This window comes from Streptomyces sp. NBC_00691 (genome assembly GCF_036226665.1).
Lineage (GTDB): Bacteria > Actinomycetota > Actinomycetes > Streptomycetales > Streptomycetaceae > Streptomyces.
The window spans coordinates 1,893,311-1,918,773 of the sequence record NZ_CP109007.1; the positions used below are offsets into that span (position 1 = coordinate 1,893,311).

Here is a 25,463-nt window from a genome sequence, read left to right on the forward strand (position 1 = left end):
AGGGGAGGGAGGTCAGGCGCTCAGCGGGGCCGGGAGGCGACACGCCCGGTCGCGCAGGAACGTCAGCGCCGCCCGCGCGGTGATGTCGTTCTGCCGGAAGGCGACCCCGCCGGTACGGGGCCGGGTGAAGGCGCTGTCGGTCCGCGCCGTGGTGTGCGGTCCGAGGGCGAAACGGCGCGGGTGCGGGCGTCCGTCGTGCCCGACGACCCGGCCGTCGACGGGGTCGACGACGAGGAGTCCGCTGGCGGTGGCCCGGGCGCCCTCCTCGTGCAGGGCACGGAGGAGCGGGCTGCCGGTGAGTTCGAGGGTGGGGTCGGGCAGCCGGGCCTCGACCAGGGCGCGTGCCTCGGTCCACTCCCCCGGTACGGCGGCGGACGAGGCCCGGAAGACTCCGCGCTCCTCGTCGGCCTCGACGGTGACCTGCGGGCCGAGGAAGCGGACGACGCCGGCGCGGGAGAGGGCGAGCAGCTGGCGCAGCCGGGGTCCGGGCGGTCCTGAGGCGAGGTAGCTGAAGAAGCCGTGCCACCAGTCGCCGGTGTCGACGCGGTTCCCGAGCCGGAGGAGTTGCCCGTAGACGGAGAGCAGGCCGGCGAAGACGGCGGCGTCGGAGCTGTGGGCGGGGTCGTGACGGCGGGTCAGGTCCTCGCTGATGTAGTCGCGCAGACCGTGCTGGAGGGCCTCCGTCGAGGTGAAGCGGATGCCGTCCAGGGGGTGGTCGAGGGCGTCGAGGTCGAGCCGGTCGGCCGGGTCGGGGACGGCCGCGGCGACGACGGCGGCGAGTTCGGCGCCGCGCGGCGGCGCCGCCGCGTAGGCCCGCTCGAAGTCGCTCCACGCGAGCGTGGTCCGCTCGGGGTGGGTGGAGAAGAGCCGGTGGTAGTGGGCCCAGCCGAGCTCCTTGTCGACCAGGGGCCACACATCGCGCCGGAAGTCGAGCGGCCCGGTCCTCCGCAGCAGGGCGTCGGTCTGTTCGGGGCCGAAGAAGCGGGGCAGCGGGGGCCGTTCGCCGTCCAGGGCGTACCCGATCTTCGAGTGGTACGGGACACCCCGGCGCGATCCGACGTGCAGCACCGGTTCCCTGCCAGAGGGGAGGTAGACCAGCGCGTCGCCCTCGCCCTCGTACCGGCCGCCACGGCCCTCGGTGAGCAGCACCATCAGGTCGACGAAGGCGAGCCCGAAGCCGCGGACGAGGACGTCCTCACCGGCGGGCAGGGCGGTCAGGTCGGTGTCTGCGGTGAAGTCGGGCGGCAGGTGGACGAGACCGTGACGGGCGGCGAAGCCGGCGAGGGCCCGCTGCTCCGGGTCGGGTTCGGCGTCGAGGTGGCCGACGGTGAGGACGACGAGGTCGGCGAGGAGGGGCGTGGCGGAGTCCTCCAGCCAGACCCGCTGGCGCCCCTCGCGCGGGCCGCTGATCCGCAGGGCGGTGGTGCGGTGCTCGTGGACGGAGACGGAGGCCGGCAGCGCGGCCCTGGCCCGCTCGAACACCCAGCGGAGATAGGCGCCCTGCTGGGGACGGGTGGGGAAGCTCCGGCCCTCGATGCCGGCCCATTCGGCGACGGTGGGGCCGGGGCGGACGGGGCCCTGCAGGTCCACGGTCTCGTCGGTGAACATGGTGACGTCCTCGGCCCGCGAGTTCATCCAGAGCAGCGGGGACTGCGCGGTGCGCCAGATGCGGCCGGGGCCGGGCGGGTGCGGGTCGACGAGGTGGATGTCGAGGGGACGGTCGCCGTACAGCTCGGGCAGGTTGGCCGCGAGCCGTTCGAGGAAGCCGGTCCCCCGGGGCCCGGCGCCCACGATCACGAGCGAGACCGCCGGCGGCGGGGGGCTCATCGCGCACCCGCCGTGCCGCGGGCGTAGTGGCGCTCGACGTAGTACTGGCCGAGGCTGAGGACGGAGGTGACGGCGACGTACCAGAGGGTGGCCACGAGCAGCAGCGGGATGACCTCGTACGTGCGGTGGTAGACGAGCTGGGTCGAGTAGAGCAGGTCCTGCACGGCGATCACGGAGACGATCGAGGTGCCCTTGAGGGTGCCGATCAGCATGTTCCCGGCCGGCGGGACGATCGCCCGCATGGCCTGCGGCAGCACGATCCGGGAGAGCCGGCGCCACCGGCCCAGGCCGAGGGACTCGGCGGCCTCCAGCTGGCCGCGGTCGACGGAGAGGATGCCGCCGCGCACGACCTCGGCGGCGTAGGCGGCCTCGTGCAGGGTGAGGCCGATCACGGCGACGGACACGGGGCCGAGGAGGTTGACGGTGCTGACGCCGAGGATCTGCGGGTAGAGCGCCCCGATGTTGAACCAGAAGAGCAGCTGCACCAGGATCGGGGTGGACCGGAAGAACCAGACGTAACCCCAGCTCACCGCGCGCAGGACGGGGTTGGCGGAGAGTCTGAGCACGGCGAGCAGGGTGCCGAGGACGAAGCCGAGCGCCATGACGAGGGCGGTCAGCCACAGGGTGAGGCCCAGTCCGCGCAGGACGGACGCGGAGGTGAAGTAATCGGCGACCACGTCCCACTGGAAGGCCTTGTTGCGGACGACCGAGACCAGGCCGAGGGCGAGCAGGAGGAGGACGAGGCCGGCGGCGGTCCACTGCCCGGCGCGGCGGGCGGGGACGATACGGGGTGGTGGTTCGGCCGGCGGGGCCGTGGAGGGGGTTTTGACCAGGGTCGCGGACATACGAAGACTCCGTGGATGCCAGAGGCGGATCGAACACGGGGTGCGCCTTCACACGCGGTGAGCACGGAACCGGGCCCCTCAGCCCGATCCGCCCTTCGAGGCTATGCGGTCAACAGCCCCTACTGTCAAGGGTGTCCGCACTGTGAGCCGTACGTCTCATCGTGGTTGACGTGGGAACGGATGCCTGTTCCACTGTGGCCATGCATTCGCAGCAGCTGGTCACGCGCTCCCACATCGACTTCGGTCGCGTGTGGTCCTCTTCCTGTTGAGCCGACCCTCTGCTCGGTGAGCCGTTCTCCGGCTCCGCCCCGTCCGCGTGCTGTTCTCCGCGGCGCCTTCACATCCAGGCCCCTCGTGGTGCCTGAGTTCTCCCCTCCCCTCGCTCTGCCGCGCCGCCCTCCTCCGTTCTGAAGGGCTGCTCTCCTTCGTCCTGAAGGACCGTCATGACCTTCGCGTTGTCCGTGCACCGGACCACGACCACCGACCCCCTGGCGCGCCCGCTGCTCGACGAGCTGGCGCACGAGTACCTGACCCGGTACGGCTCCGCGCACGATCTGAGCCGCTACCCGGCGGAGGAGTTCGCCCCGCCCCATGGCGCCTTCCTGCTCCTGCTGGAGCAGGGCCGGCCCGTGGCGGGCGGCGCCTACCGCCGCTACGACGACGACACGGCCGAACTCAAGCGGATCTGGACCCACTCGGCGCACCGCAGGCGCGGTCTCGCCCGCCGGGTCCTGACCGTGCTCGAACGGGAGGCCGCCGCCCGCGGCTACTCCCGCCTCTATCTCACGACCGGACCGCGTCAGCCGGAGGCCAGGGGCCTCTACCTGGCGAGCGGCTACCGCCCGCTCTTCGACGTGTCCGCCGACCCCGAGTCGATCGGCCCGCTGCCGTTCGAGAAACTCCTGGAGAACCCGAAGCCATGACCACGCGCACGCGTCCCGGCACCGCACGCACCGCTCTCGTCTTCGCCCTGATCACCGGCGCCGCCCTCGGCCTCACCGCCTGCGCGGGCGGCGATCCCGCGACGGCCCCGGCCGGCGCCTCGGGCGTGCCGGGGGCCGCGAAGGGCACGCTCCCGACCGAGGACGTGGTGTCGGCGGTGACGAGGAACGAGGCGGCGGCGAAGCTGCTGCCCGCCGACGTACGGCAGCGGGGCAGCTTCACGATCGCCTCGTCCGTCGCGACCCCGCCCAGCTCGGCGTACCTGCCCGACGGCAGGACCGTCGTGGGGGTCGACGCCGATTTCGCCGCGGCCGTGGCGAAGGCCCTCGGCCTGGAGCTCAAGCGCGAGGTGGTCGGGTTCGAGGCGATCCTTCCGGCCCTCGGCAGCGGCAAGTACGACGTCGGCACCGGGAACTTCGGGGTGACCGAGGAGCGGCGCAAGGCCATCGACTTCGTGACCTACATCAACGACGGGCAGGGCTTCGCGAGCCGCGCGGACAGTTCGCTGAAGGCGGTCACGGACCTCACGCAGCTGTGCGGTCTGAAGGTGGCCGTGAACGCGGGCACCACCTTCGAAAGGACCCTGGAACAGAACAAGGGCCGGTGCGCGGAGGCGGGCAGGCAGCCGTACGAGGTGAACGTCTACAGCGAGACCGGCGCGATCTGGATGTCGCTCCAGCAGGGCCGCAGCGATGTCGTGATGAACACGATCAACGGGGTGCGGTACGCGGTGACGCAGCAGAAGAACGTGAAGTTCCTCAACGAGTACCGGCGGCTCGACGTCGGCTTCGCCTTCAAGAAGGGCACGCCGCTGGCGCCCGCCTTCCAGGCCGCGGTGAACGGCCTGAAGGCGGACGGGACGTACGACAGGATCCTGCGGAAGTGGGGTGTGACGGGCTCGGGCATCGCCACCTCGCAGATCTCCCCGCCGGAGCTCCCGGCGCCGAAGAAGTAGCGGGCCGGGGTCCGGCGAGGCGGGTCCGGTGGGCGGACGGCCCGTCAGCAGCCGTCGCAGGGGCAGCAGCAGTCGCAGTTGCCGCAGCCGGGGTCGCAGTCGCAGTCCCGGCAGCAGCCCTCGTGCTTCTTGCGGGACCAGGGGCCCTCGTACTCCTTGGCGCAGCAGATCTGGCAGGTGCAGAAGAGCCAGGTGAACATGGCGCACCCGGCGAGGAAGCCGCGGGGCTTGGGCGCCTGGGGGGCGCCGCCCCCGAACTGCGGCGGCAGCCCGCCGAAGCCGCCCGAGCCGCCGGATCCGCCCGGGCCGCCGCCGTACGGGTTCCCGCCACCGCCGCCGTGGGGCGGCTGGTGCGGGCCCGGGGCGCCGCCCGCGTACGGATTGCCCGGCACCGGACCCGGCCCGTACGCCGGACCCGGACCGTACCCCGGCCCCTGCCCCGCACCCGGCGCTCCGTGCGCGCAGGTCGTCGTGCCGAAGGCGCGGTCCACGGAGGTGCGGAGTTCATGGGCGAGCAGGACGTGCGCCAGCTTGTCGTCGGCGAACTCGGCGTCCCGCAGCGCGAGGCGGATGCCGTGCAGGGCGTCGTCGGCGAGCCGGCGGGCCTCCTCGCGGGAGGTGCCGGTCGCGGTGAGCGGGTTCCAGGCGCCCTTCTCCGCGTCGGCCGTCTGGTCCTCGACTGCGTCGAGCAGGTGGGCGAGGCGGCCGAAGAGCCGGCCCGCCTCGGCGAGCGGCTCCGCGTTCCCGGGCCGTCCGGCGAGGACGGCGGTGTGCGCGAAGGCGGCCGCGGTGGCCGTCTCGGTCGGTTCGGTGACGGCGAGCAGGGAGGTGCCGGGTCCGACGAGGGCCTCGATCCCGGTCTGCCGGTCGACGGCGTCGACGAGGACGGCGGTGTCGAAGCCGAGGGCCCGGCCCGTCCTGGCACCGGCCTTGTCCCAGGAGCGGGCGACGCGGCGGGCCGCGGCGGCGGCGGGCCGCCGGGCCAACAGCCCGTCCCGGTCGGCGACGTGGTCCCGGATCTTCGCCGAGGCGAGGACCAGCGAGACGGCGGCGGCGAGCCGCGCGCCCTCCCCCTTGGCCACGGGTGCGGTCCGCATGGCGCGCAGCGCACAGGGTCCGGCCGTGCGGCGGCCCGCCTCCGTGACACCGGTCTGAGCCTCCGTCAGGACCGAGACGATGAGCCCGTCGTAGTTGGTGACGACCCGGGCGAACTGGCCGTGGTCGGCGCGAAGTGCCAGGCAGAGGCCGCAGAGATGGGCCATCCACTCGGTCTTGAGGCCGTCGGTGAGACGGTGGGTGCAGGGTCTGACGATTCCGAACATGGACTCCCCCGTGAGTCGTGGATCTGGGCCGGGCTATGGACCGCCGGACGGCCTCGCGGCATCGTAGCGAGCCGGTCCGTTCACCCGTACGCGCCCATCGTCACCCTTGTGGCCCGACTTTCATATTTTCAGCTACATGGCCCTCCCCCAGGCCCTGCATACCGCAAGATTCCTGACGAATCGCCAGCAAACGGTGCTCACGTTCTGCACCAGTACCGTCACGAATCCTCTGCGCGCCGACTATCCACTTGGCGCGCGATCCGCATCATGAAGGACGATAGGGAAATGCGGAACCACAAGTGACCGCGTGAAAGGAGGCGTCCATGGGATCGGTGCGCAAGGCGAGTGCCTGGCTGGGACTCGTCGAGGACAACGACGAGCGTTACTACGACGACGAGTACGCCGACGGTGCCGAGGGCGGCGACGCCTGGGTGACGGACCCCCGGGTCCGGGTGGCCACGGACACCGCCGAGGACCGGGGCCGGCGCATCGCCACCGTCTCCCCCGACGGCTTCCGGGACGCCCGGGGCATCGGCGAGCTCTTCCGGGACGGTGTTCCGGTGATCGTGAACCTGACCGCGATGGAGCCGGACGACGCGAAGCGCGTGGTCGACTTCGCCGCCGGTCTCGCCTTCGGTCTGCGCGGTTCGATCGAGCGCGTGGCGACGCGGGTCTTCCTGCTGACCCCCGCCGACACCCAGATCGTCACCGGTGAGACGGGCCGGCGCCGACAGGACGGCTTCTTCAACCAGAGCTGACGGGTCCGCCGGCCGGGCACCCCCCGAGGGATCGGGTCAGTGCGCCGGACGCCCCGAGCCGGCGGGCTCGATCGCTTCCCGGGTCGCGGGCACCCGCGGCTCGGACGGGCCGACCGTCCTGGACCGGGACATCCCGGCCCCTTCCGCCTCGGCCGGATCCGCATGCGACGGATCCGGCTTCGACAGCACCGGCGGCTCCGCCTCCGGGACACCGGCGGACGTCGTCTCCTCCGGATCCACCGGGCACTCCATCACCCGGGGCAGGCGCCGGGCCATCGCCGCGCCGAGCAGCAGCAGCCCCGCGCTCACGAAGAGCGTGATGTGCAGCCCGTTCACGAAGGCGTGCCGGGCGGCCTGGTGCAGCGCGCCGCCCGCCGCGCCGCCGAGCTGGTCGGCGACCTGGTAGGCCTCGCCGAGCGAGTTCGCGGCGGCCCGGCCCGCCTCCGCGGGCACCCCGGGGACCGCGGCGAGCCCGGGGGCGTACGCCGCGTTCATCACACTGCCGAGCAGGGCCGTGCCCATGCCCGCGCCGAGCTGGTACGAGGTCTCGCCGATCGAGGCCGCGGCGCCCGCGCTCCGCTGCGGGGCCTCGCTGAGCATCGACTCGTACGCCGAGAAGAGCGTGGTCTGCAGGCCGAAGCCGAGCAGGACGAAGCCCACCGTGAGCAGCAGCGGCCGGTCGTGCTGCCCCATGAAGGTGAGCAGCAGCACGGCGGCGGCCGTGAGGACGAAGCCCCAGCCGACCATCCGGCGCGGCCCGATCCTGCGCAGGGTGTACGAGCCGGTGGCGCCGGCGGCCATCGCGGCGAAGGTGAGCGGCAGGAGCCGCAGCCCGGTCTCCAGCGGGCTGAGGCCGAGCACCAGCTGGAGGTACTGGACGGCGATGAGCTGCAGGCCGACCAGGGCCAGCATCGCCAGCACGATGCAGCCGACCGAGGTGGTGAAGGCGGCCCGGGAGAAGAGCCGCATGTCGATCAGCGGATGGGCCCGTCGCCTCTGGCGTCGCACGAAGAGCACGAGGAGCACGGCGCCGAGCAGCAGCGGCCCGGCGGTCGGGAGCGCCAGGAGCGGCTCGCCGGCGCCGGCGCGCTTGACCCCGAGGACGCAGCCGAGCACACCGGCGGCGGCCATGAGCGCGCCGAGCACGTCCCAGGGCCCGTCGGCGGCGCCCCGGGACTCGGGGAGGAGGCGGCGGCCGAGCGGCAGGATCAGCGCCATCAGCGGAATGTTGATGAGGAAGACGGAACCCCACCAGTAGTGCTCGACGAGGAAGCCGCCGAGCACGGGTCCGGTGGCGGCGCCTATCGCGGCGACCGCCGTCCAGACCCCGATGGCGGTGGCGCGCTCCCGCCGGTCGGGGAAGACCGCCCGGAGGATGGAGAGCGTGGCGGGCATGATCATGGCGCCGCCGACGCCGAGGAGCACCCGGGCCCCGATGAGGACCGAGGGTTCGGTGGCGAGCGCGGCGACCGCCGAGGCGATGCCGAACAGCGCGTATCCGAGGAGCAGGATTCTGCGCCGTCCGACCCGGTCCCCGAGGGTGCCGAAGAGGATCAGGAGCGACGCGCAGATCAGGGGGTAGGCGTCGACGATCCAGAGCAGCGAGGTGGAGCTGGGGCGCAGGTCCTCGGTGAGCGAGGGGATCGCGACATGGAGGATGGTCGCGTCGAGGGCGACCACGAGAAGGCTGACGCAGAGGACGACGAGGACGACCCAGCGGTTGGCTCCGCCGTCGGCTGCGGCACGCGGTGGTGCTGGGGCCGTGTGCGTCCGCGACATGTACGTACCTCCCAGTGAAGCTCTCGCGCTCGGCGGGCCCGACCAGGGCTTATGCCGCTGGAGCGGCCCGGCATCGACGGGCGAGTGAGCCGTCAGCGTACGCGAGTTCAAGGCCCGAGCGCGTGGTGCAGCTCTCACCCCGGCGGGCCGCGCGGTGTGGCGTACGCCACTCGGGGCGGGCCGCGCGTCGCATGGAATTCCGTACGGACACCTGTTTGAAGCAATTTCCTGACGTTCAAACACACTTCCGGAAACGGCTTCGCGACAATAGGGCGGAAGGTCATCTGATTTCCTGACGGACGCCCGGAATAGGTCACCGACTGAGACCTACTCCACATCACATCAACATCACGAACAGACCGGAACGACCGGGTCTGCTACTCACTCCCTGTAACGTCGATTGGGTGCGTACCGACATCTTTGCCCGGCTGGACCGGGAGCCGGAACCGCCGAAGATAGAGGTCCCGCGGATGACCCGCACGCGTCTCGCCCTCTTCGGCGGGACGTCGGCGTTCTATCTCGCCATGGTCGTCGCCGTGCTGCTCTCGACGTGGCTGGTGACCCTCGACTGGAAGATCATGCTCTTCCGGCCCTATCAGCAGTGGCCGGAGATCCACGGCTTCCTCGACTACTACGTCGTCCTCGGCCAGCGTGGCCCCACGGCCGTCATGGTGGCCGCCTGGCTGGGCTGGCGCTCCTGGCGCCAGCACACCCTGCGGCCCCTGCTCTGCCTGGGCGCCGCCCTCCTGCTGCTCAACGTCACGGTCGGCGCGGTCAAGCTCGGACTCGGCCGTCTCGGACCCCACTACGCGACCGAGGTCGGCTCCGCCGAGCTCTTCGCGGGCGGCGACATATTCCCCTCGGGTCACACCGCCAACGCGGTCGTGACCTGGGGCATCCTCGCCTACCTGGCGACCACCCCGAGGGCCAGGCGCTATCTGTCGGCGCTCTCCGCCGTGGTCGCGCTCGGCGTCGGACTCACCACGGTCTATCTGGGCACGCACTGGCTGAGCGACGTCCTCCTGGGCTGGGCCGCCGGACTGCTGATCCTGCTCGCCCTGCCCTGGTGCGAGCCGGTCCTCGCGGTGGCGGAGTCCTGGATCCTCGCCCTGCGCGACCGGGTACGGGACCGGCTGCGGGACCGTCGCCGTCTGGTTCCCTCGCTGCCCGTGGCCTCCGGCGGCCCCCGCCCGGGGTACTTCCCGCAGCGCCCGCCCGGTTCCGAGGAGCCGGTCCGGGGACCGGCCGGAGTGGCCGGCGGCCGTGCTCCGGCGACCCGCGCGGGAGTGGCCGGCGGCCGTGCTCCGGCGACTCGCGGCTGACCGCGAGCACCCGCCCCCACACATGCGGAAGGGCCCCGGCCGATGGATCGGCCGGGGCCCTTCCGCATGCCCGGGTGCGGGGCGCCCGGGCTCGCCCGCCGGGTCGGCGCAGGTCCTCAGCCGAGCCAGCAGCGGGTGACCGTGCCGCCCTCGACCTCGAAGTTGATGCGTCCGGCGAGGTACTCCATCGTGATGATCGAGCCGGGCGGGAGCGACCTGACGGTGCTCCAGCCCCGCGTCCTGGCGAGCCGTGCGGCGCCTTCCGCGTCGAGCCCCACATAGGACTCGGGGGCGTCGCGAGGCGGTTCGGGAGTGCGCGATGTGGGTGCCATGACCCTCACGTTAGTCCCTTGCCGGTCACGCTTGTGTCACAGGTTCTCGACATTGCCCGGCATGATCCCGGTCACTCCGCGACGCGCATTCCAGCCGTTTCTCCAGTAATTCCGAAGGGCCTCCAGCAGTTCGCACCAAGGCGCCGGAAGTGCCGACGGAACGCGCGTAATTCGGCTCTTCCCGCTCCGCCCGTCCCGAATTGTCTCGGCGACGCGCACGCGAGCCGCTCACTCTTCCCTTACACAATGCTTACGCTGTCCGAACGCCCGGAGACGCGGAGCCGGGCCGACCGCGAAGCGGAGGCAGCGGATGGGCAACGGGACAGTGACCGCGACCGTCGAATCCCGCCGCGAGCGGCACGGCCGGATCCTGATCGACTGGCTCACCACCACCGACCACAAGAAGATCGGCCACCTCTATCTGGTGACCGCGTTCCTCTTCTTCCTCGTCGCCGGGCTGATGGCGATGCTCATGCGGGCCGAGCTGGCCCGCCCGGGACTCCAGCTGCTCACGAACCAGGAGTTCAACCAGGCCTTCACCCTGCACGGCACGATCATGCTGCTGCTCTTCGCCACGCCGACCTTCGCCGGCTTCGCCAACGAGCTGGTGCCGCTGCAGATCGGCTCGCCCGACGTCGCCTTCCCGCGGCTGAACATGTTCTCGTACTGGCTGTTCCTCTTCGGCGGCCTGATGGTGGTCGGCTCGCTGCTCACCCCGACCGGCCCGGCCGCCTTCGGCTGGACCGCCTACGCCCCGCTCAACAGCCTGGAGCGGTCCCCCGGCGCCGGCGTCGACCTGTGGATCACGGGCCTCGCGCTCTCCGGTTTCGGCACCATCCTGACCTCGGTGAACTTCCTCGCGACCATCATCGGGATGCGGGCACCCGGCATGACCATGTTCCGGATGCCGATCTTCACCTGGAACGTGCTCTTCACGGCGGTCCTGGTGATCGTCGCCTTCCCCGTGCTCGCCGCGGCCCTGCTCGTCCTGGAGGCGGACCGGCGCCTCGGCTCGGTGGTCTTCCAGCCCGAGAACGGCGGCGCGCTGCTCTGGCAGCACCTCTTCTGGTTCTTCGGCCACCCCGAGGTCTACATCATCGCGTTGCCGTTCTTCGGGATCGTCAGCGAGATCATCCCGGTCTTCGCCCGCAAGCCGATCTTCGGCTACACCACGCTGGTCGCCGCCACCATGGCGATCACCGGCCTGTCGGTGGTCGTCTGGGCCCACCACATGTTCGCGACGGGCGCGGTGCTGCTGCCCTTCTTCTCGCTGCTCTCGTTCCTCATCGCGGTGCCCACCGGGGTGAAGTTCTTCAACTGGACCGGGACGATGCTGCGCGGCTCGCTCTCCTTCGAGACCCCGATGCTGTGGTGCGTCGGCTTCCTGGTGTCGTTCCTCTTCGGCGGCCTCACCGGGGTGATCCTCGCCTCGCCGCCGATGGACTTCCAGGTCACCGACTCGTACTTCGTGGTCGCCCATTTCCACTACACGGTGTTCGGCACGGTCGTCTTCGCGACCTTCGCCGGCTTCACCTTCTGGTGGCCGAAGTTCACCGGCCGGATGCTCGACGAACGGCTCGGGAAGGTCCACTTCTGGACCCTCTTCACCGGCTTCCACCTCACCTTCCTGGTCCAGCACTGGCTGGGCGCGGAGGGCATGCCCCGGCGGTACGCCGACTATCTGCAGGCGGACGGATTCACCGCCCTCAACACCGTGTCCGCCATCGGCGCCTTCCTGCTCGGCGCCTCCACCCTGCCGTTCCTCTACAACGTGTGGCGGACCACGCTGTACGCGCCGAAGGTCGAGGTCGACGACCCCTGGGGCTTCGGCCGCTCCCTCGAGTGGGCGACCTCCTGTCCGCCGCCCCGCCACAACTTCACCGCCGTCCCCCGGATCCGCTCCGAGTCGCCGGCCTTCGACCTGCACCATCCCGAGTTCGCGGCCTACGAGCGGATGCGGATCACGAGCCCACCGCCGGAGCGGAGGCCGACCGGTCGAGGGACCGGGACAACAGGTCCCTGAGCGCCCGCACCCGGTCGACCAGCTCCGGCGGGTCGAGCACCTCGAACTCGAAGCCGATCAGCGACACATGGATCACCATCACATCGAGGCTGTGCGCTCCGGTCCGGAGCACACAGGCGTCCTCCCCGTCCGCCGTCAGGACACCGTCGGCCGCGCCGACGGCCGCGGCGGCCTCGGCGAGCGGGACATGCAGCCGGATCGTCGCCTCGGTCGCGTACGCGGCGGTCGACACGCCCTTCGCCACATAGGCGGCCAGATCCTCGGCGGGCGGCTCGCGGGGCGGGAAGCGGGGCCCGTGCGGCGGCGTCGGCACGATCCGGTCGGCGCGGAAGGTGCGCCAGTCGGCCCGGTCCACGTCCCAGGCGACCAGGTACCAGCGCCGCTCGCTGCAGACGAGCCGGTGCGGCTCCACGTTCCTGCGGGTGGTGGACCCGCCGTGGTCCCGGTACTCGAACCGCAGCCGCTCGGTGTCCCTGCAGGCGTTGGCGAGTTCGGTGAGCACGGCGGGGTCGATCCGCTCGCGCGGGGTGCGCAGCATCGGGACGGTGAAGGCGTTCAGGGCGCTCACCCGGCGCCGCAGCCGCCCCGGAAGCACCTGCTCCAGCTTGGCCAGGGCGCGTACCGAACTCTCGCCGATGCCCTCGACCCCCTGCCCGGCGGCGGCGCGCAGACCGACGGCGACCGCCACGGCCTCCTCGTCGTCGAGGAGCAGCGGCGGCAGCTCGGCCCCGGCGCCGAGCTGGTATCCGCCGCCGGTCCCGGGGCTCGCGTTGACCGGGTAGCCGAGCTCACGGAGCCGGTCGACGTCCCTCCGTACGGTGCGGGGCGTGACGCCGAGCCGGTCGGCGAGGGCGGCACCGGACCACTCGCGGTGGGCCTGGAGCAACGAGAGCAGACGCAAGAGCCGTGCTGAGGTCTCCAACATGGCCCCGAGTCTGCCAGCCCTCGCGGACGACTTCTGTCCTCGATGAACGGAGGCGCGGAAGGACGGGAGGGCCGGGGGCCGCGGCGAGGCCCGGTGAGGGGAGGGCCGGGGGCCGCGGCGAGGCCCGGCGTCAGCGGAAGCGGCGGACGAGCCGGCCGGCCCTCGCCTTCAGGGCGTAGACCCCGTCGATCACTCGGCCGGTCCCGGCGTGCAGCGCCGCCCGGCCCCGCGGGTGGGTGCGCAGGCTCGCGCCCCGCTCGACGAGTTCCGTCCACAGCGCCTCGTGCCGGGCGGCGATCCGGACCGGGTCGAACCGCTCGGACGCGTCGAGCGCCGCCCGTGCCGACGCGGCCCGCAGCTCGTCGTCCTCGACGAGCCGGCGCAGCGACCGGGCGAACGCCGCCACGTCGTCGACCGGTACCAGGAACCCGTCGACGCCGTCCTCGATGATCTCGCCCGGGCCGTGCGGGCAGTCGGTGGAGACCACCGGGAGCCCGCAGCGCATCGCCTCGACGATGGTCATCCCGAAGGACTCGCGCTGCGAGGTCACCGCGGCGATCGAGCCCTTGGCCAGCTCCGGCTCCAGCGGGGTCGCCGAGCCCATGAGGAACACCTGTCCGCCGAGGCCCCGGTCCTTGATCTGACGGGTCAGCGGCCCCTTGAGGTCCTGGACGGCGTCGCCACTGCCGTAGATCCGCAGCTTCCAGTCGGGGTGGTCGGCGGCCACCTCGGCGAAGGCGTCGATCAGCAGGTCGTACCGCTTGACGCCGGTGAGGCGGCCCGCCGCGACGACGGTCTTCGCCGCGGGGTCGGCGGGCGGCACGGGGGGCGCGGGCACGCTGTTGGGCACGGACTCGACGCGTACGCCGGGCAGCCCGAGCCTCCGGTAGGCGCGGGCGTCCGCCTCGGTGACGGTGGTGACGGCGTCGAGGAGCGCGTACGCGTGGCCGATGTCCCGGCGCAGCCGGAAGGTGTGCCCGTCGAGGATCAGGTGCTCCTGTCCGACGAGGACCGGCCCCCGCCGGGCCTGTCGGACGAGTTGCACGTTGAGCCCGGGGCGGGTGCCGACGAGGACGTCGGCCTCGACACCGCGCAGATGCTCCCCGATCCGGGCGTCGGTGAGCGCGCTGTACTGCTTCCAGCGTCCGTCGCTGCGCGGGAAGACCTCGGCGGGCCGTGCGAAGTCGGGGTGGTCGCCGTCGTATCCGGGGCTGTCCTCGCGCAGGTCGACGAGGTGGCGGAGGGTCACCCCGGAGGGGAGACCGAGGAGGGGGCGGTCGCGGTGGCGGAACACCGAGACGATCTCGACCTCATGACGTTTCGCCAGTTCCTCGGCGAGGGTGAACGTCGTCCGGATCGTGCCGCCGTAGTGGTAGCCGTTGTGGAGCAGAAAGGAAATACGCATCGCGCTGCCGGTTCCCCCCGGTCAGTTGATCGGTCGCCCGACTGTACTGCCGGTGAAGGGGAGCCGTTCACGGCGCGTAGCCGAGGGGGGCCGGCGGCGGTGGCCGGGGAGGGCCGGGAGCCGTGGCCGAGGGGGTCAGGGGCGGTAGCCGAGGGGGTCAGGGGCGGTAGCCGAGCTGGGGCACGGTGGCACAGTTCTCCGTCATCTCACCCTGGCTCACCCAGCCCCGGCCGTCCTGCCAACGGGCCACGGACAGACAGGTGTTCCGGGTCTCGGGCGGCCGCGCGAGACGCTCGTAGCGGACCGGGAGCAGCAGCCCGCGCGCGGTGTACGGCTCCGGGCGGTTCAGGTACGCCTCCACGCACGCGCGGGTGAGCCCGCCACCGGCACCGGCGCTCCCCGCCCCGCTCCCCGGGCCGCCGGAACCCCCGCTCCCCGCGCCACCGGCCTTCCCGTTCCCTCCCCCGCCGTCGGCTCCGCCCCCGGTGAGGCAGGAGCGGGCCGCGTCGGTGAACCACATCGCGGCCGCCCATCCCTCCAACTGCCACTGCGACAGCGGCCGGTCCCCCATCGCCGCCCGGAACTCGCGAACCGCCGGATGCCCGGTGTCCTGGTGGTTGCGGCTCGCGCCGGTCACCCAGAGGGCGTCCCGGCAGCCGGGAGCGCGGGCGTAGTCGCGGGCGACGGACGACGACCAGTTCTGCACGTTGGTGACCTTCGCGTCGACGTGTACGCCGAGGGTCTCCATCGCCTCGCACAGGCGCACGTTGCCATGGCCGTCCAGGGCGTCGAAGAGGACGTCGACGTGCTGGGCCCGCAGATCGGCCGCGACGGCGCGGAAGTTGGGCAGGGCGAAGTCCACCTGCTCCTCGACGACCCGGTAGCCCTCGGCGCGCAGCCCCCGGGTGACCAGCCGGGCGTACGCGGCGGAAGCGGCCTGGTTGTAGGAGACGACGGCGGCGGTCCGTGCTCCGGTCCTCTCCTCGAACCAGCGGTAGACCTCGGTCCCGCCGTACAGGAGCCCGCCCCAGCCGGGTTCCTTCCCGGTGCGCGGGGCGGAGCTGCCGTAGATCCCGTACAGATGCGGATAGGTGTCGTACGCGGGGGTGAGGGGCTGGCCGCCGATGTCGGGCACCCCGGCACGGGAGACGAGGGGCGCGCCCGCGTAGTTCAGGGCGGTGGTGGCGACGAGGGCGAAGACCCCGCGCTCGTCGATCAGCCGGTGCACGCACGCGTTGTTGCCGACACCGCTGCCGCCGTCGTCGCAGGTCTCGACCTCGACCCGGCGCCCGCCCAGGCCACCGCGCGCGTTGAGGGCGTCGAAGTAGGCGCGGGCGCCGTCGCGGGTGCCCGTGAAGGCCTGGCCGCCGACGGGGCTGGTGACGCTGGTGATGATGCCGACCCGGAGCGGCTCACCGCCGGAGGGGTGGGCGGTGGGCCGCGTCTCGAAGGCGCGCTCCGGGAGCCGGCTGCCGCAGGCGGTGAGGAGTAGGAGCAGCAGGGCCAGGAGCGCCGCCGCTCCCGCCTCAGCAGCCCGGAACGCTCGCACCGCTCAGCTGGACCAGGCCGCACAGCGTCTTCACGGTGACCTTCCAGGTGTCGTCCTGGAGGACGGACGTGCCCTGCGCGCCGGGCAGCGCGGGGGCTCCGCCGACCAGCAGGTCGTACGTCACATCGGCCTCGGTGGCGGAGGTGAACTCGACGCCGGTGACCTTCGCGGAGGTCATGGCGGCGTTCTTGTCACCGCCGAAGGCGCCGAGGACCGCCTGCATCCGCTCCCCGTTCTCCAGGAGCCTCACCCGCTCGGCCGTGGGGGTCCCGGGGTCGAAGAACGCCGTCCAGTTCCTGGTGATCTCCGCCCTGGCGGCGGCGGGGTCGTCGGGTTCACCGGCGCCGGTGGTCACGATGGAGGTCTCGGTGCCATCGGCCCGGCCCTCGCCGCCGCCGGCCCCGTCGTCGGAGCAGCCCGCGACCACGGGGGTGAGAGCGAGCACGGCGGCGGCCGCGAGGGCGGCGAGCCGGGGGCGTCGGCCGCGTCGTGCGAAAACCATCTGGCTCACCACCGGGTGTCCTTCCGGGCCGTACGGCCCGATGCTTCCAGGGTGGAACGTATCGAGACATAGTGCAAGATCAGGGCATAGCGTGAGGAAGAGCCGAGGGAGGTCGCCGTGCCGGCATCCCGGATCCTGCTGTGGAGCGGCCTCGTGGCGGCCGCAGGGGGCGCGGTGCTGTGCGTGCTCGGCTGGTACGGGATCTCCGGCGAGCGGTTCGCCGAGCGTCAGCTGCCCTATCTGGCCTCGTGCACGGTGCCGGGCGCGGCCCTGATCGTGGCGGGCGCGATCCTCACGGTGGCGGCGTGCACCCTTCCCGTACGCCCTCCGGAACCGCGCGGCCCGGGGACGGCTGAGGACGGCCACCGGGCGCAGGACGGCCTCGCGGCGGACCACGGCCCGACGGCGGGGGACGGCCGCGCTCAGGAGGACGGCCCCACGACCGAGGAGGCTCCCCCGCCCTCCTCCGACGGCCCGCCGCTCCGTGTCCCGGGCGGAACGCTCGCGCACCGCCCGGACTGCCCGCTGGTCGCGGGCAAGCCGGAGGCGACGGAGGCGGGGGGCGCCGCTCTGGCCCCCTGCCCGGTGTGTGAGCCGTGGCCGCCCTGATGGCCTCCCTGACGTACGAGTTGACGCTCGCCGGCCTCGCGGTCGGCAGCGCCGCCGCGCTCACCGGCATCGGACTGATCGTCACCTACCGGGCGACCGGCGTCCTGAATCTGGCGCACGGCGCGGTGGCCATGATCTGCGCGTACGTGCTCCGCCAGCTGGTGGTCGTCTGGGGCTGGCCGCTGCCGGCCGGCGCCCTCGTCACCCTTCTCGCCGTCGCCCCCGGCATCGGGCTCGTCCTGGAGCTCGGGGTGTTCCGGCCGCTGGCCCGCCGGGAGGCGAACCCCGCGCAGTCCCTGGTGGCCTCCATCGGCGTCTTCGTGCTGCTCGTGGGCGCGGCGGTGCTGCTCTGGGGCCCGGGGGCCCAGGACGACGTGCCCGTGCTCCTCGGCGACGACCCCTGGGCCCAGCTCGGCGCGGTGGTGGCGCTCGCCTGCCTGGTGGGGGCGGTGACCCGGTGGACCCGGTTCGGCCGGGAGCTGCGGGCCGTGATCGACAACCGGCCGCTCGCGGTCCTCTCGGGGATCGACGCGGACCGGGTCGCGGCGGCCGGCTGGGCCTTCGGCTCCTTCACCGCCGGGCTCACCGGTGTGCTCCTCGCCCCCTACGTACGGCTCGACCCGTACGGGATGCCGCTGCTCGTCGTCGAGGTGATCGCGGTCGCCGTCATCGCCCGGATGCGGTCCCTGCCGGTCGCGGTCGTGGCCGCGCTCGCCCTCGGCGTCGCCCAGGCCCAGCTCACCCGGCTGCACCCGGAGGGCTGGGCGGGACCGCTGGTCCAGGCCGTCGGGGCGAACCTGTTCGTGGTGGCCCTCCTGGTCGCCGCGCTCGTCCTGCCGGGGATCGGCGGCAAGGGCAGGGACGCGCTGCCGCCGCCGGTGCGCCCGGGGCGGGTGCCGGGGGCCGTGTGGCTCGTCGTGGGCGTGCTGTTCCTGCTCCCGCTCGGCTTCGCGGGCTCGGACCTGCACACCGCGATCCAGGTCCCGGCCCTCGCGGTGATCCTGCTGTCCCTGGTCGTGGTGGCGGGGCGGGGCGGCCAGATCGCGCTCGGACAGGCGGCGTACGCGGGCCTGGGCGCCCTGTTCACGGCGCTGCTCGCGGCGGGCGGGGTACCCGGCCTCCTGGCCCTGTGCCTCGCGGTGCCGCTGGTCGGGGCGGTGGGGCTGCTCACGGGCCGGCCGGCGATCCGCCGGCACGGTCTGGCGCTGGCGCTCGTGACGCTGGCGACGGGCCTGGCGGTGAGCCGCTTCGTCCTCACCCAGCCGTACGCGACGGCGGGCCTGTCCCTCGGACGCCCGGCGGGCTTCTCCGACGACCGTGCCTTCTACGCGCTCGAACTCGTCGTCCTCGCGGGATGCCTGGCCCTGGTGGCGGCGCTCCGGCGGGGCCGCACGGGCCGGGCGCTCGCGGCGCTGCGGGACCACGAGCCCGGCGCGGAGGCGGCGGGCGTCGCGGTCGCCGGCCTGAAACTCCTCGCCTTCGTCCTCGGCGCGGCCCTGGCGGCCCTGGGCGGCGGCCTGCTCGGGATGGGCCTGCGCGCCTTCGACCCGGAGGCGTACGACCCCGTCCGCGGCCTGCTGTGGTTCGCCGCGGTCCTGGTCCTGGGCGCGGACAGCCTCCTGACCCCGCTGGTGGCGGCGGCCCTCCTCACGACCCTGGACGCGGGCGCGTACGCGGGCACGGCGGCGGTGACCCTGGGCCTCCTGGCCACCCTGACGGCCAGAATCCCGCCGCTGACCACGCTGCTCCCGCGGCGAAGGCGCCCGGACACGGCGGGCCCGACACCGACACCGACACCGGCGCCGACGCCGACGGGAGCAGCAGTGGCAGCGGCGGGAGCGACGGCGGGAACGGCTCTCGCAGCGGCTCGGCCCCGCCCACTCGCACCCGCACCCGCACCCACACCGGCTCTCACCCCCGTCGTCCCCCGTCTCCACGCCCATGGCCTCACCCTCATCCGCCCCGGAGGGGTCACCGCCCTCGACCACGTCACCCTCGACCTCGCCCCCTCCCGCATCACCGCCCTCGTCGGCCCCAACGGCGCCGGAAAGAGCACCCTCTTCGACTGCCTCGCCGGCACCCTCCGCCCCCACGAGGGCCGGATCACCCTCGACGGCACCGACATCACCCACCACTCGGCCCACGCCCGCACCCGCCTCGGCATCGCCCGCACCTTCCAGCGCCTCGCCGTCTTCCCGTCCCTCACCGTCGAGGAGAACGTCCGCCTCGGCGAGGAGCGGGGCCACGTCCGGAACGACCCCGCCGCGGTCGAGCGGAGCCTCCGTCTCCTCGGCCTCGCCGGATCCGTGCGGCACGCGCCGGCGGCGGACCTGCCCACCGGGACCCTGCGCCGGGTCGAGCTGGCCCGCGCGCTCGCGGGTCAGCCGCACACGCTGCTCCTCGACGAGCCCGCCGCCGGTCTCGACGCCACCGAGACGGCCGCGCTCGCCCGGATCCTCGCCGCGCTCGCCGCGGACGGCCTGACCGTCCTGGTCGTCGAACACGACCCGGATCTCGTCGCGGACATCGCCCACACCGTGCACACCATGGAAGGCGGCCGGATCGTGTCATGAGCGTCGAGATCGCCCTGCGCGCCGCGAGGGTCCGCTACGGCCCCCTGGAGGCCCTGCACGGCCTGGACCTGCCCGTCCCCGCCGGCACGGTCACCGTCCTCCTGGGCCGCAACGGCTCCGGACGGACGACGGCCCTGCGGGCCCTCGCCGGCACCGTACGGCTCTCCGCCGGCCGGGTCCTGTGGCGGGGGGCCGACGTGACCCGACTCCCGGCGCACGAACGGGCCCGCCGCGGGCTCTGTCTCGTACCGGACCTGCAGGCCGTGTACGCGGGCCTCACCGTCGCCGAGAACCTCGCGCTCGCCCGTCCCGGGGCCCGGCCCCCGTACCCCGCGCTCCTGCCCCTCCTGGAGCGCACCGCCGGAACCCTCTCCGGCGGCGAGCGCCGCATGCTGGCCCTCTCCCGCGCTCTGCTCCCGCCCCACGCGCGCGTGGTGCTGGTCGACGAGCCGTCGCTCGGCCTGGCCCCGCCGGTCGCGGCGCGTACGTACCGGGAGCTGGCCGCGCTCGCGGTGGAGGGCGGCGCCGCCGTGGTCCTCGCGGAGCAGCGGGTCCCGGACGGGCTGCCGCCCGGGACCCTCGTGCACGAGCTGCGGCGCGGCTCCCTCGCGTTCAGCGGGGAGCGGGCCGAGCTCGGGTGACGGCCCCGGGACCCGTCACAGCGGGCCGATCCGCAGCATCGTCCCGACGACGACCCGGTTCGGGTTGGGCCCGATGAGGCTCCGGTTCGCCGTGTACAGCGCCTGCCAGCCGCCCTTGATCCCGAAGCGGCGGGCGATGGAGCTGAGGGTGTCGCCGGGCTGGACGGTGTGGGCGCGCCCGCTCAGCCCGTACCGCTTGGAGCAGACCGGCCAGGCCTCCCATCCCTGGGTGCGGAGCACCTCCTCCGCGACGGCGATCTGCTGGGGGCGGGTCGCCAGGTCGGCGCGGGGCGCGTACCGCAGTCCACCGTGCTCGACCCAGGTCGGGTGCCAGAACTGGAGCCCGCCGTAGAAGCCGTTCCCGGTGTTGATGTGCCAGTTCCCGCTGCTCTCGCAGGCGGCGACGCAGCCCCAGGGCCACTGGTCCTTGGCGCAGGGGTAGGCGGGCACGGCGGCGGCCGCCCGCAGCCCTTCGGCCACGTCCCGGAGGACGGCGGACGCGTTCCGGGGCCCGGCCGGCACATCCCGGGCCAGAGCGGGTGCCGGGGCCAGGGTCAGCAGCGCGGCGGCGGACGCCGCCACGAGCGAACCCGTCGTCCAAAATCGGATCTTCGACATCGGGGAAGGCTAGGCAGCCCCCGCCGCCCGCGGCCCGTGCCGCGCGGAACACTGTTCACACCCCACCCGGTCGGAGGCACCCGCGCTCCGGGCCTCCCCGAGCCCCCGCTCACCGGCTTCCGCACGAGCCGGTGGCAAGTTGCCTCGCTTCCGCGCGTGACCCCGGCCGAGCCTGACCCGTTGAACTCGGCATGAGACGACCGGGAACGGCCCGGCGTCCCCCCGTACCGAGTCCAGGGAGCCCCCCGTGCCGCGCATGCTCGACGTCAGCGAGGACGTACGCGCCGAGATCGGCGACGAAGAAGCGGACCGGCTGCTCGCCGGCGACAACGCCCCGGGCAGCTACGACTGCACCTCCTGCCGCACGCCGGGGGACTCCGAGCAGGAGCGCACCAGCACGGTGCTGTTCGTCGGCGACGAGACCGCGGTCCTCGCGTTCGCCCACGCCAGCTGCATTCCGTCGCAGGTCGTCCGGGTCGCCGAGGAGCAGCTCCAGGGCGCTGTCGCCTCCATCACCGCCTCGGACACCGCCGACGCGCTGTCCGCCGCCCACCCCGAGCAGGCCGTGCTCGGCGTCACCAGCGGTCTCGTCCTGATCCAGAGCGAGCTGCACCCGGCCCTGGTCGTGGAGCCGACCGCGCCGGTGGCCCGTCCCGGTTCGGACGGTCTCACCGACGAGTTCCTGCCGCTCCTGGCCGACCAGGGCTTCCACCAGGTCATGAACCTCGACGAGCGGCCGGCGGCGCTGCCGGGCTGGTCGGTCCTGGTCGCCATGGGCCAGCTGCACTCCGTCCTCCAGCCGGGCCCCGGCGGCGCCGGTCAGGCCGCCTGGTGGCAGGCGCACCAGCCGCTCCAGGTCACCGAGGGCTGGCGCGCGGCGGCCAACAAGTCGCACACGGTGCTGGTCTTCGCCGCGCCCGTCGGCTCGATCGGCCAGCAGCCGCGCGAGGACCTGCTGCGCGACGCGCTGGAGAAGGCCGCGGCGAACGGGCGTCTGGTCGCCGCCGCGATGCCGCTGGCCGGTACCTGATGGAGGACGGCCGGCCGGGCATAGGGTGGACGCGGGTCCATGGCGTACCGACGGGGTCCGCGGGCTCCGCCGGTCCGGCGGCCCCGACCGTGCCACGTCCCCGGCGGGCGCCCCTTTCGGAGAGCCGCCCGCATCCGACGGGCGGCGGGGTCGTTGGCACCTACGTGCACGCATACGACCCTTTCCTCCAGCCGTATCCGAGTCAGATCCCTTCGATGCGCCCCGCGCAGGACGTCACGTCGGGGCCCTCGCCCACGCCGATCTACGACGCCCTGTACTCGGAGTACCGCAGGTCGTTCCGCACGCTGCCGGGTGACCGCAGCGGCGAGGAGGAGCTGACGTTCCGGGCGTTCGGTACGGCGGTGAGCACGGGCGTGTACGGAAACGGCCAGGGCCACCGGCACACGTCGGCGTATCCCACGGCGTGGTCGGCCCCGTACCCGCCGACGCACACCCACACCCAGGCGGCGCTGCCGCCGGGGCCCCGCAGGGGCCTCTAGGCACGGCACACCGGGGGAACGGCGGAGGGCCGGGGCGATCCGCCCCGGCCCTCCGCCGTGTCATCCCTCCGTGCGTGGCACGGCAGGACTACTTCTTGCGGCCGCGCTTCTCGCGCACGCGCACCGAGATGTGGATCGGGGTGCCCTCGAAGCCGAACTCCTCGCGGAGACGACGCTCGATGAAGCGGCGGTAGCCGGCCTCCAGGAACCCGGAGGCGAAGAGCACGAAGCGCGGCGGCTTGGTGCCCGCCTGCGTGCCGAAGAGGATGCGGGGCTGCTTGCCGCCGCGGATCGGGTGCGGGTGAGCCGCGACGATCTCACCGAGGAAGGCGTTGAGCCGGCCGGTGGGGACACGGGTCTCCCAGCCGGCGAGGGCGGTCTCGATGGCCGGGACCAGCTTCTCCATGTGGCGGCCGGTCTTGGCGGAGACGTTGACGCGGGGCGCCCAGGCGACCTGCTGCATCTCGGTCTCGATCTCGCGCTCGAGGTAGTAGCGGCGCTCCTCGTCGAGCTCGTCCCACTTGTTGTAGGCGATGACGATGGCGCGGCCGGACTCGACCGCCATCGTGATGATGCGCTGGTCCTGGACCGAGATGTTGTCGGTGGTGTCGATCAGGATGACGGCCACCTCGGCCTTCTCTACGGCGGCGGCCGTCCGCAGGGAGGCGTAGTAGTCCGCGCCCTCCTGGAGGTGGACCTTCTTGCGGATGCCCGCGGTGTCGACGAACTTCCACGTCACGCCGCCGAGCTCGATCAGCTCGTCGACCGGGTCGCGGGTGGTGCCGGCCAGCTCGTTGACGACGACGCGGTCCTCGTTCGCCACCTTGTTGAGCAGCGAGGACTTGCCGACGTTCGGGCGGCCGATGAGGGCGATGCGGCGCGGTCCGCCGACGGCGTTGCCGAAGCGCTGCTCGGGGGCCTCGGGCAGCTTCCTCAGGACCTCGTCGAGGAGGTCGCCGGTGCCGCGCCCGTGCAGCGAGGAGACGGGGAACGGCTCGCCGAGGCCCAGGGACCACAGCGTGGCCGCGTCGGCCTCGCCGGACTGGCCGTCGACCTTGTTGGCGGCCAGGACGACCGGCTTGCCGGCGCGGCGCAGCAGCTTGACGACGGCCTCGTCGGTGTCGGTGGCACCGACGGTGGCGTCCACGACGAAGAGACAGGCGTCGGCGGCCTCGATGGCGAACTCGGCCTGGGCGGCGACGGAGGCGTCGATGCCGAGGACGTCCTGCTCCCAGCCGCCGGTGTCGACGATCTTGAAGCGGCGCCCGGCCCATTCGGCCTCGTAGGTGACGCGGTCGCGGGTGACGCCCGGCTTGTCCTCGACGACGGCCTCACGGCGGCCGATGATGCGGTTCACCAGGGTCGACTTGCCGACGTTCGGACGGCCGACGACGGCGAGGACGGGGAGGGGGCCATGGCCCGCCTCCTCGATCGCGCCCTCGACCTCTTCGGCGTCGAAGCCTTCTTCGGAGGCGAGCTCCATGAACTCCGCGTACTCGGCGTCGCCAAGTGCCCCGTGGTCGTGCTGGTCGTTCATGAAGTCCGTTCCTTGATCATTCGTGGTCGGTGGGTCCCCGGGCCGCGGGGCCCACTACTGAAAGTCTCGCTCAGCGCCCGGTGAGGCGCCTGGCGTTTTCCAGGTGGTCGGTGAGCTTCCCCTGGATCCGTACGGTGGCCTCGTCGAGCGCCTTGCGCGTCCGGCGGCCGGAGCCGTCGCCCGCGTCGAAGGCGTCACCGAAGACGACGTCGACGCGGCCGCGCAGCGGAGGCAGTGCCTTGACCAACCGTCCGCGGCGCTCGGTGCTTCCCAGGACGGCCACCGGGACGATCGGCGCGCCGCTGCGGACGGCGAAGTACGCCAGACCGGAGCGGAGCGAGGCGAAGTCGCCGTCGCCCCTCGTGCCCTCGGGGAAGATCCCGAGGACGCCGCCCTGCTCCAGGACGCCCAGGGCGTTGCCTATCGCCGCGCGGTCGGTGCCGTGCCGGTCCACCTTGAGCTGCCCGATGCCCTCCAGGAAGCTGCCGAGCGGGCCGACGAACGCCTCCTTCTTGATGAGGAAGTGCACGGGGCGCGGCGCGGTGCCCATGAGCATGGGGCCGTCGATGTTGTGCGCGTGGTTCACGGCGAGGATGGCGGGGCCGGATGCCGGCACCCGCCAGGCACCGAGGACGCGCGGCTTCCAGAAGCCGTACATCAGTCCGATGCCGATGCGTCTGCCGACGGCGGCGCCCCTCTCGGAGGGCACGGTCACTTGGCGGCTCCGCGCTTCTCGTCCACCAGGGTGACGACGCACTCGATGACCTGGTCGAGGGTGAGCTCGGTGGTGTCGACCTCGACGGCGTCGTCCGCCTTGGCGAGCGGCGAGGTCTTACGGCTGGAGTCGGCCGCGTCCCGCTTGACCAGGGCCTCCTTCGTCGCCTGCACGTCGACGCCCTTGAGCTCGCCGGAGCGGCGGGCGGCACGGGCCTCGGGCGAGGCGGTGAGGAAGATCTTGAGGTCGGCGTCGGGCAGGACGGTGGTGCCGATGTCCCGGCCCTCGACGACGATGCCGTGCTCGGTCCCGCGGGCGATGGACCGCTGGAGCTCCGTGATCAGGCGCCGCACCTCGGGGACGGCGCTGACGGCGCTGACCTTGGAGGTGACCTCTTCGGTACGGATGGGGCCGGCGGCGTCGGCGCCGTCGACGGTGATGGTGGGCCGCGCCGGGTCGGTGCCGGAGACGATGACCGGCTTGGCGGCGGCGTTGGCGACGGCCTCGGCGTCGTGGACGTCCACGCCGTTGCTGATCATCCACCAGGTGATCGCCCGGTACTGGGCGCCCGTGTCCAGGTAGCTCAGACCCAGCTTGGCGGCGACCGCCTTCGAGGTGCTGGACTTGCCCGTGCCGGAGGGCCCGTCGATGGCGACGATCACGGATTCCACGGTGGGAACACCTTCCTGGGGTGAGTGGCGGGCCCGGCGGAGATGCAAGGGGCCTCCCCAAGGTTACCGAGTCCCACGCACCC

General features: G+C 73.2%; 23 protein-coding genes. 10 read left to right on the top strand and 13 right to left on the bottom strand.

Annotated elements, in window-relative coordinates:
- Positions 1-12 precede the first annotated feature (12 nt).
- Together OG392_RS08470 and OG392_RS08475 are read right to left on the bottom strand one after the other, a co-directional pair.
- Positions 13-1,827 (bottom strand): FAD/NAD(P)-binding protein, encoded by a 1,815-nt coding sequence (locus OG392_RS08470; RefSeq protein WP_329277202.1) that lies wholly within the window; start codon positions 1,825-1,827, stop codon positions 13-15.
- On the bottom strand, positions 1,824-2,672 hold the full coding sequence (locus OG392_RS08475; RefSeq protein WP_329277204.1) for an amino acid ABC transporter permease: 849 nt from the start codon (positions 2,670-2,672) through the stop codon (positions 1,824-1,826). Before OG392_RS08475 ends, OG392_RS08470 begins: the two co-directional genes overlap by 4 nt.
- A gap of 443 nt (positions 2,673-3,115) precedes the next feature.
- Between OG392_RS08475 and OG392_RS08480 the strand changes: the two genes are divergently transcribed.
- Positions 3,116-3,595, top strand: a complete 480-nt coding sequence (locus OG392_RS08480) for a GNAT family N-acetyltransferase (RefSeq protein ID WP_329277206.1) — start codon at positions 3,116-3,118, stop codon at positions 3,593-3,595.
- Positions 3,592-4,569, top strand: a complete 978-nt coding sequence (locus OG392_RS08485) for an ABC transporter substrate-binding protein (RefSeq protein WP_329277208.1) — start codon at positions 3,592-3,594, stop codon at positions 4,567-4,569. The genes OG392_RS08480 and OG392_RS08485 overlap by 4 nt, the downstream gene beginning before the upstream one ends.
- 44 nt (positions 4,570-4,613) lie before the next feature.
- Here the strand turns inward: OG392_RS08485 and OG392_RS08490 are convergent, their stop codons facing one another.
- Entirely contained in the window at positions 4,614-5,891 is a 1,278-nt protein-coding gene (locus OG392_RS08490) for a DUF5685 family protein (protein ID WP_329277210.1), read from the bottom strand.
- Between the two features lie 323 nt (positions 5,892-6,214).
- Here OG392_RS08490 and OG392_RS08495 point away from each other — a divergent pair, with 323 nt between their 5' ends.
- The gene (locus OG392_RS08495; protein ID WP_329277212.1) at positions 6,215-6,649 is read left to right on the top strand and encodes a cell division protein SepF; all 435 of its coding nucleotides are present in this window, start codon (positions 6,215-6,217) and stop codon (positions 6,647-6,649) included.
- 36 nt (positions 6,650-6,685) lie between these two features.
- Here OG392_RS08495 and OG392_RS08500 read toward each other — a convergent pair whose 3' ends face one another.
- Positions 6,686-8,428: an MFS transporter gene (locus tag OG392_RS08500; RefSeq protein ID WP_329277214.1), complete on the bottom strand. Its 1,743-nt coding sequence runs from the start codon at positions 8,426-8,428 to the stop codon at positions 6,686-6,688.
- A 404-nt stretch (positions 8,429-8,832) separates the two neighbouring features.
- Between OG392_RS08500 and OG392_RS08505 the strand changes: the two genes are divergently transcribed.
- Positions 8,833-9,750, top strand: a complete 918-nt coding sequence (locus OG392_RS08505) for a phosphatase PAP2 family protein (RefSeq protein WP_319318701.1) — start codon at positions 8,833-8,835, stop codon at positions 9,748-9,750.
- A gap of 116 nt (positions 9,751-9,866) precedes the next feature.
- On the opposite strand, the gene OG392_RS08510 is transcribed toward OG392_RS08505, so the two are convergent.
- Complete coding sequence (locus OG392_RS08510; protein WP_187622872.1) at positions 9,867-10,082, bottom strand: I78 family peptidase inhibitor; 216 nt, start codon at positions 10,080-10,082, stop codon at positions 9,867-9,869.
- 310 nt (positions 10,083-10,392) lie between these two features.
- Between OG392_RS08510 and ctaD the strand changes: the two genes are divergently transcribed.
- Complete coding sequence (gene ctaD / locus OG392_RS08515) at positions 10,393-12,105, top strand: aa3-type cytochrome oxidase subunit I (protein WP_329277218.1); 1,713 nt, start codon at positions 10,393-10,395, stop codon at positions 12,103-12,105.
- Here ctaD and OG392_RS08520 read toward each other — a convergent pair.
- From OG392_RS08520 to OG392_RS08535, 4 genes are all read right to left on the bottom strand, one after another.
- Positions 12,044-13,030 (bottom strand): helix-turn-helix transcriptional regulator, encoded by a 987-nt coding sequence (locus tag OG392_RS08520; RefSeq protein ID WP_329277220.1) that lies wholly within the window; start codon positions 13,028-13,030, stop codon positions 12,044-12,046. The two genes, ctaD and OG392_RS08520, sit on opposite strands and share 62 nt — an antisense overlap.
- Positions 13,031-13,160: 130 nt before the next feature.
- A complete protein-coding gene (locus OG392_RS08525) occupies positions 13,161-14,435 on the bottom strand; it encodes a glycosyltransferase (protein WP_329277221.1) in 1,275 nt (424 codons plus the stop codon).
- 157 nt (positions 14,436-14,592) lie between these two features.
- A complete protein-coding gene (locus OG392_RS08530; protein ID WP_329277223.1) occupies positions 14,593-15,984 on the bottom strand; it encodes an ABC transporter substrate-binding protein in 1,392 nt (463 codons plus the stop codon).
- Complete coding sequence (locus OG392_RS08535) at positions 15,962-16,486, bottom strand: hypothetical protein (RefSeq protein ID WP_329287138.1); 525 nt, start codon at positions 16,484-16,486, stop codon at positions 15,962-15,964. The genes OG392_RS08530 and OG392_RS08535 overlap by 23 nt, the downstream gene beginning before the upstream one ends.
- Positions 16,487-16,603: 117 nt before the next feature.
- On the opposite strand from OG392_RS08535, the gene OG392_RS08540 reads away from it, so the two are divergent.
- The 3 genes from OG392_RS08540 to OG392_RS08550 are packed head-to-tail and all read left to right on the top strand — an operon-like array spanning position 16,604 to position 20,309.
- Positions 16,604-17,095, top strand: coding sequence for a hypothetical protein (locus tag OG392_RS08540; protein WP_329277225.1), 492 nt, complete (start codon positions 16,604-16,606; stop codon positions 17,093-17,095).
- Positions 17,095-19,668: an ABC transporter permease subunit gene (locus OG392_RS08545; RefSeq protein ID WP_329287139.1), complete on the top strand. Its 2,574-nt coding sequence runs from the start codon at positions 17,095-17,097 to the stop codon at positions 19,666-19,668. Before OG392_RS08540 ends, OG392_RS08545 begins: the two co-directional genes overlap by 1 nt.
- A complete protein-coding gene (locus OG392_RS08550; protein ID WP_329277227.1) occupies positions 19,665-20,309 on the top strand; it encodes an ATP-binding cassette domain-containing protein in 645 nt (214 codons plus the stop codon). Before OG392_RS08545 ends, OG392_RS08550 begins: the two co-directional genes overlap by 4 nt.
- 15 nt (positions 20,310-20,324) lie before the next feature.
- Here the strand turns inward: OG392_RS08550 and OG392_RS08555 are convergent, their stop codons facing one another.
- On the bottom strand, positions 20,325-20,927 hold the full coding sequence (locus OG392_RS08555) for a LysM peptidoglycan-binding domain-containing protein (RefSeq protein ID WP_329277229.1): 603 nt from the start codon (positions 20,925-20,927) through the stop codon (positions 20,325-20,327).
- 247 nt (positions 20,928-21,174) lie between these two features.
- On the opposite strand from OG392_RS08555, the gene OG392_RS08560 reads away from it, so the two are divergent.
- Both OG392_RS08560 and OG392_RS08565 read left to right on the top strand, forming a co-directional pair.
- Complete coding sequence (locus OG392_RS08560) at positions 21,175-21,957, top strand: hypothetical protein (RefSeq protein ID WP_329277231.1); 783 nt, start codon at positions 21,175-21,177, stop codon at positions 21,955-21,957.
- A gap of 215 nt (positions 21,958-22,172) precedes the next feature.
- On the top strand, positions 22,173-22,457 hold the full coding sequence (locus tag OG392_RS08565; protein ID WP_443054717.1) for a hypothetical protein: 285 nt from the start codon (positions 22,173-22,175) through the stop codon (positions 22,455-22,457).
- 88 nt (positions 22,458-22,545) lie between these two features.
- Here the strand turns inward: OG392_RS08565 and der are convergent, their stop codons facing one another.
- From der to cmk, 3 genes are all read right to left on the bottom strand, one after another.
- Positions 22,546-23,994 carry a ribosome biogenesis GTPase Der gene (gene der, locus OG392_RS08570; protein ID WP_329277235.1) on the bottom strand — a complete coding sequence of 483 codons (1,449 nt, stop codon included), beginning with the start codon at positions 23,992-23,994 and terminating at the stop codon, positions 22,546-22,548.
- 70 nt (positions 23,995-24,064) lie between these two features.
- Positions 24,065-24,652 (bottom strand): lysophospholipid acyltransferase family protein, encoded by a 588-nt coding sequence (locus tag OG392_RS08575; RefSeq protein ID WP_329287141.1) that lies wholly within the window; start codon positions 24,650-24,652, stop codon positions 24,065-24,067.
- 53 nt (positions 24,653-24,705) lie between these two features.
- Positions 24,706-25,380 (bottom strand): (d)CMP kinase, encoded by a 675-nt coding sequence (gene cmk, locus OG392_RS08580; protein ID WP_329277237.1) that lies wholly within the window; start codon positions 25,378-25,380, stop codon positions 24,706-24,708.
- Between the last annotated feature and the right edge of the window lie 83 nt (positions 25,381-25,463).

Coding starts and splice junctions, on each gene's coding strand:
- der (WP_329277235.1), bottom strand. CDS start 23,994: ATGAACGACCAGCACGACCACGGGGCACTTGGCGACGCCGAGTACGCG.
- OG392_RS08535 (WP_329287138.1), bottom strand. CDS start 16,486: ATGGTTTTCGCACGACGCGGCCGACGCCCCCGGCTCGCCGCCCTCGCG.
- OG392_RS08480 (WP_329277206.1), top strand. CDS start 3,116: ATGACCTTCGCGTTGTCCGTGCACCGGACCACGACCACCGACCCCCTG.
- OG392_RS08525 (WP_329277221.1), bottom strand. CDS start 14,435: ATGCGTATTTCCTTTCTGCTCCACAACGGCTACCACTACGGCGGCACG.
- OG392_RS08500 (WP_329277214.1), bottom strand. CDS start 8,428: ATGTCGCGGACGCACACGGCCCCAGCACCACCGCGTGCCGCAGCCGAC.
- OG392_RS08545 (WP_329287139.1), top strand. CDS start 17,095: ATGGCCTCCCTGACGTACGAGTTGACGCTCGCCGGCCTCGCGGTCGGC.
- OG392_RS08490 (WP_329277210.1), bottom strand. CDS start 5,891: ATGTTCGGAATCGTCAGACCCTGCACCCACCGTCTCACCGACGGCCTC.
- OG392_RS08510 (WP_187622872.1), bottom strand. CDS start 10,082: ATGGCACCCACATCGCGCACTCCCGAACCGCCTCGCGACGCCCCCGAG.
- OG392_RS08470 (WP_329277202.1), bottom strand. CDS start 1,827: ATGAGCCCCCCGCCGCCGGCGGTCTCGCTCGTGATCGTGGGCGCCGGG.
- OG392_RS08475 (WP_329277204.1), bottom strand. CDS start 2,672: ATGTCCGCGACCCTGGTCAAAACCCCCTCCACGGCCCCGCCGGCCGAA.
- OG392_RS08520 (WP_329277220.1), bottom strand. CDS start 13,030: ATGTTGGAGACCTCAGCACGGCTCTTGCGTCTGCTCTCGTTGCTCCAG.
- ctaD (WP_329277218.1), top strand. CDS start 10,393: ATGGGCAACGGGACAGTGACCGCGACCGTCGAATCCCGCCGCGAGCGG.
- OG392_RS08575 (WP_329287141.1), bottom strand. CDS start 24,652: ATGTACGGCTTCTGGAAGCCGCGCGTCCTCGGTGCCTGGCGGGTGCCG.
- OG392_RS08555 (WP_329277229.1), bottom strand. CDS start 20,927: ATGTCGAAGATCCGATTTTGGACGACGGGTTCGCTCGTGGCGGCGTCC.
- OG392_RS08550 (WP_329277227.1), top strand. CDS start 19,665: ATGAGCGTCGAGATCGCCCTGCGCGCCGCGAGGGTCCGCTACGGCCCC.
- OG392_RS08485 (WP_329277208.1), top strand. CDS start 3,592: ATGACCACGCGCACGCGTCCCGGCACCGCACGCACCGCTCTCGTCTTC.
- OG392_RS08565 (WP_443054717.1), top strand. CDS start 22,173: ATGCGCCCCGCGCAGGACGTCACGTCGGGGCCCTCGCCCACGCCGATC.
- OG392_RS08495 (WP_329277212.1), top strand. CDS start 6,215: ATGGGATCGGTGCGCAAGGCGAGTGCCTGGCTGGGACTCGTCGAGGAC.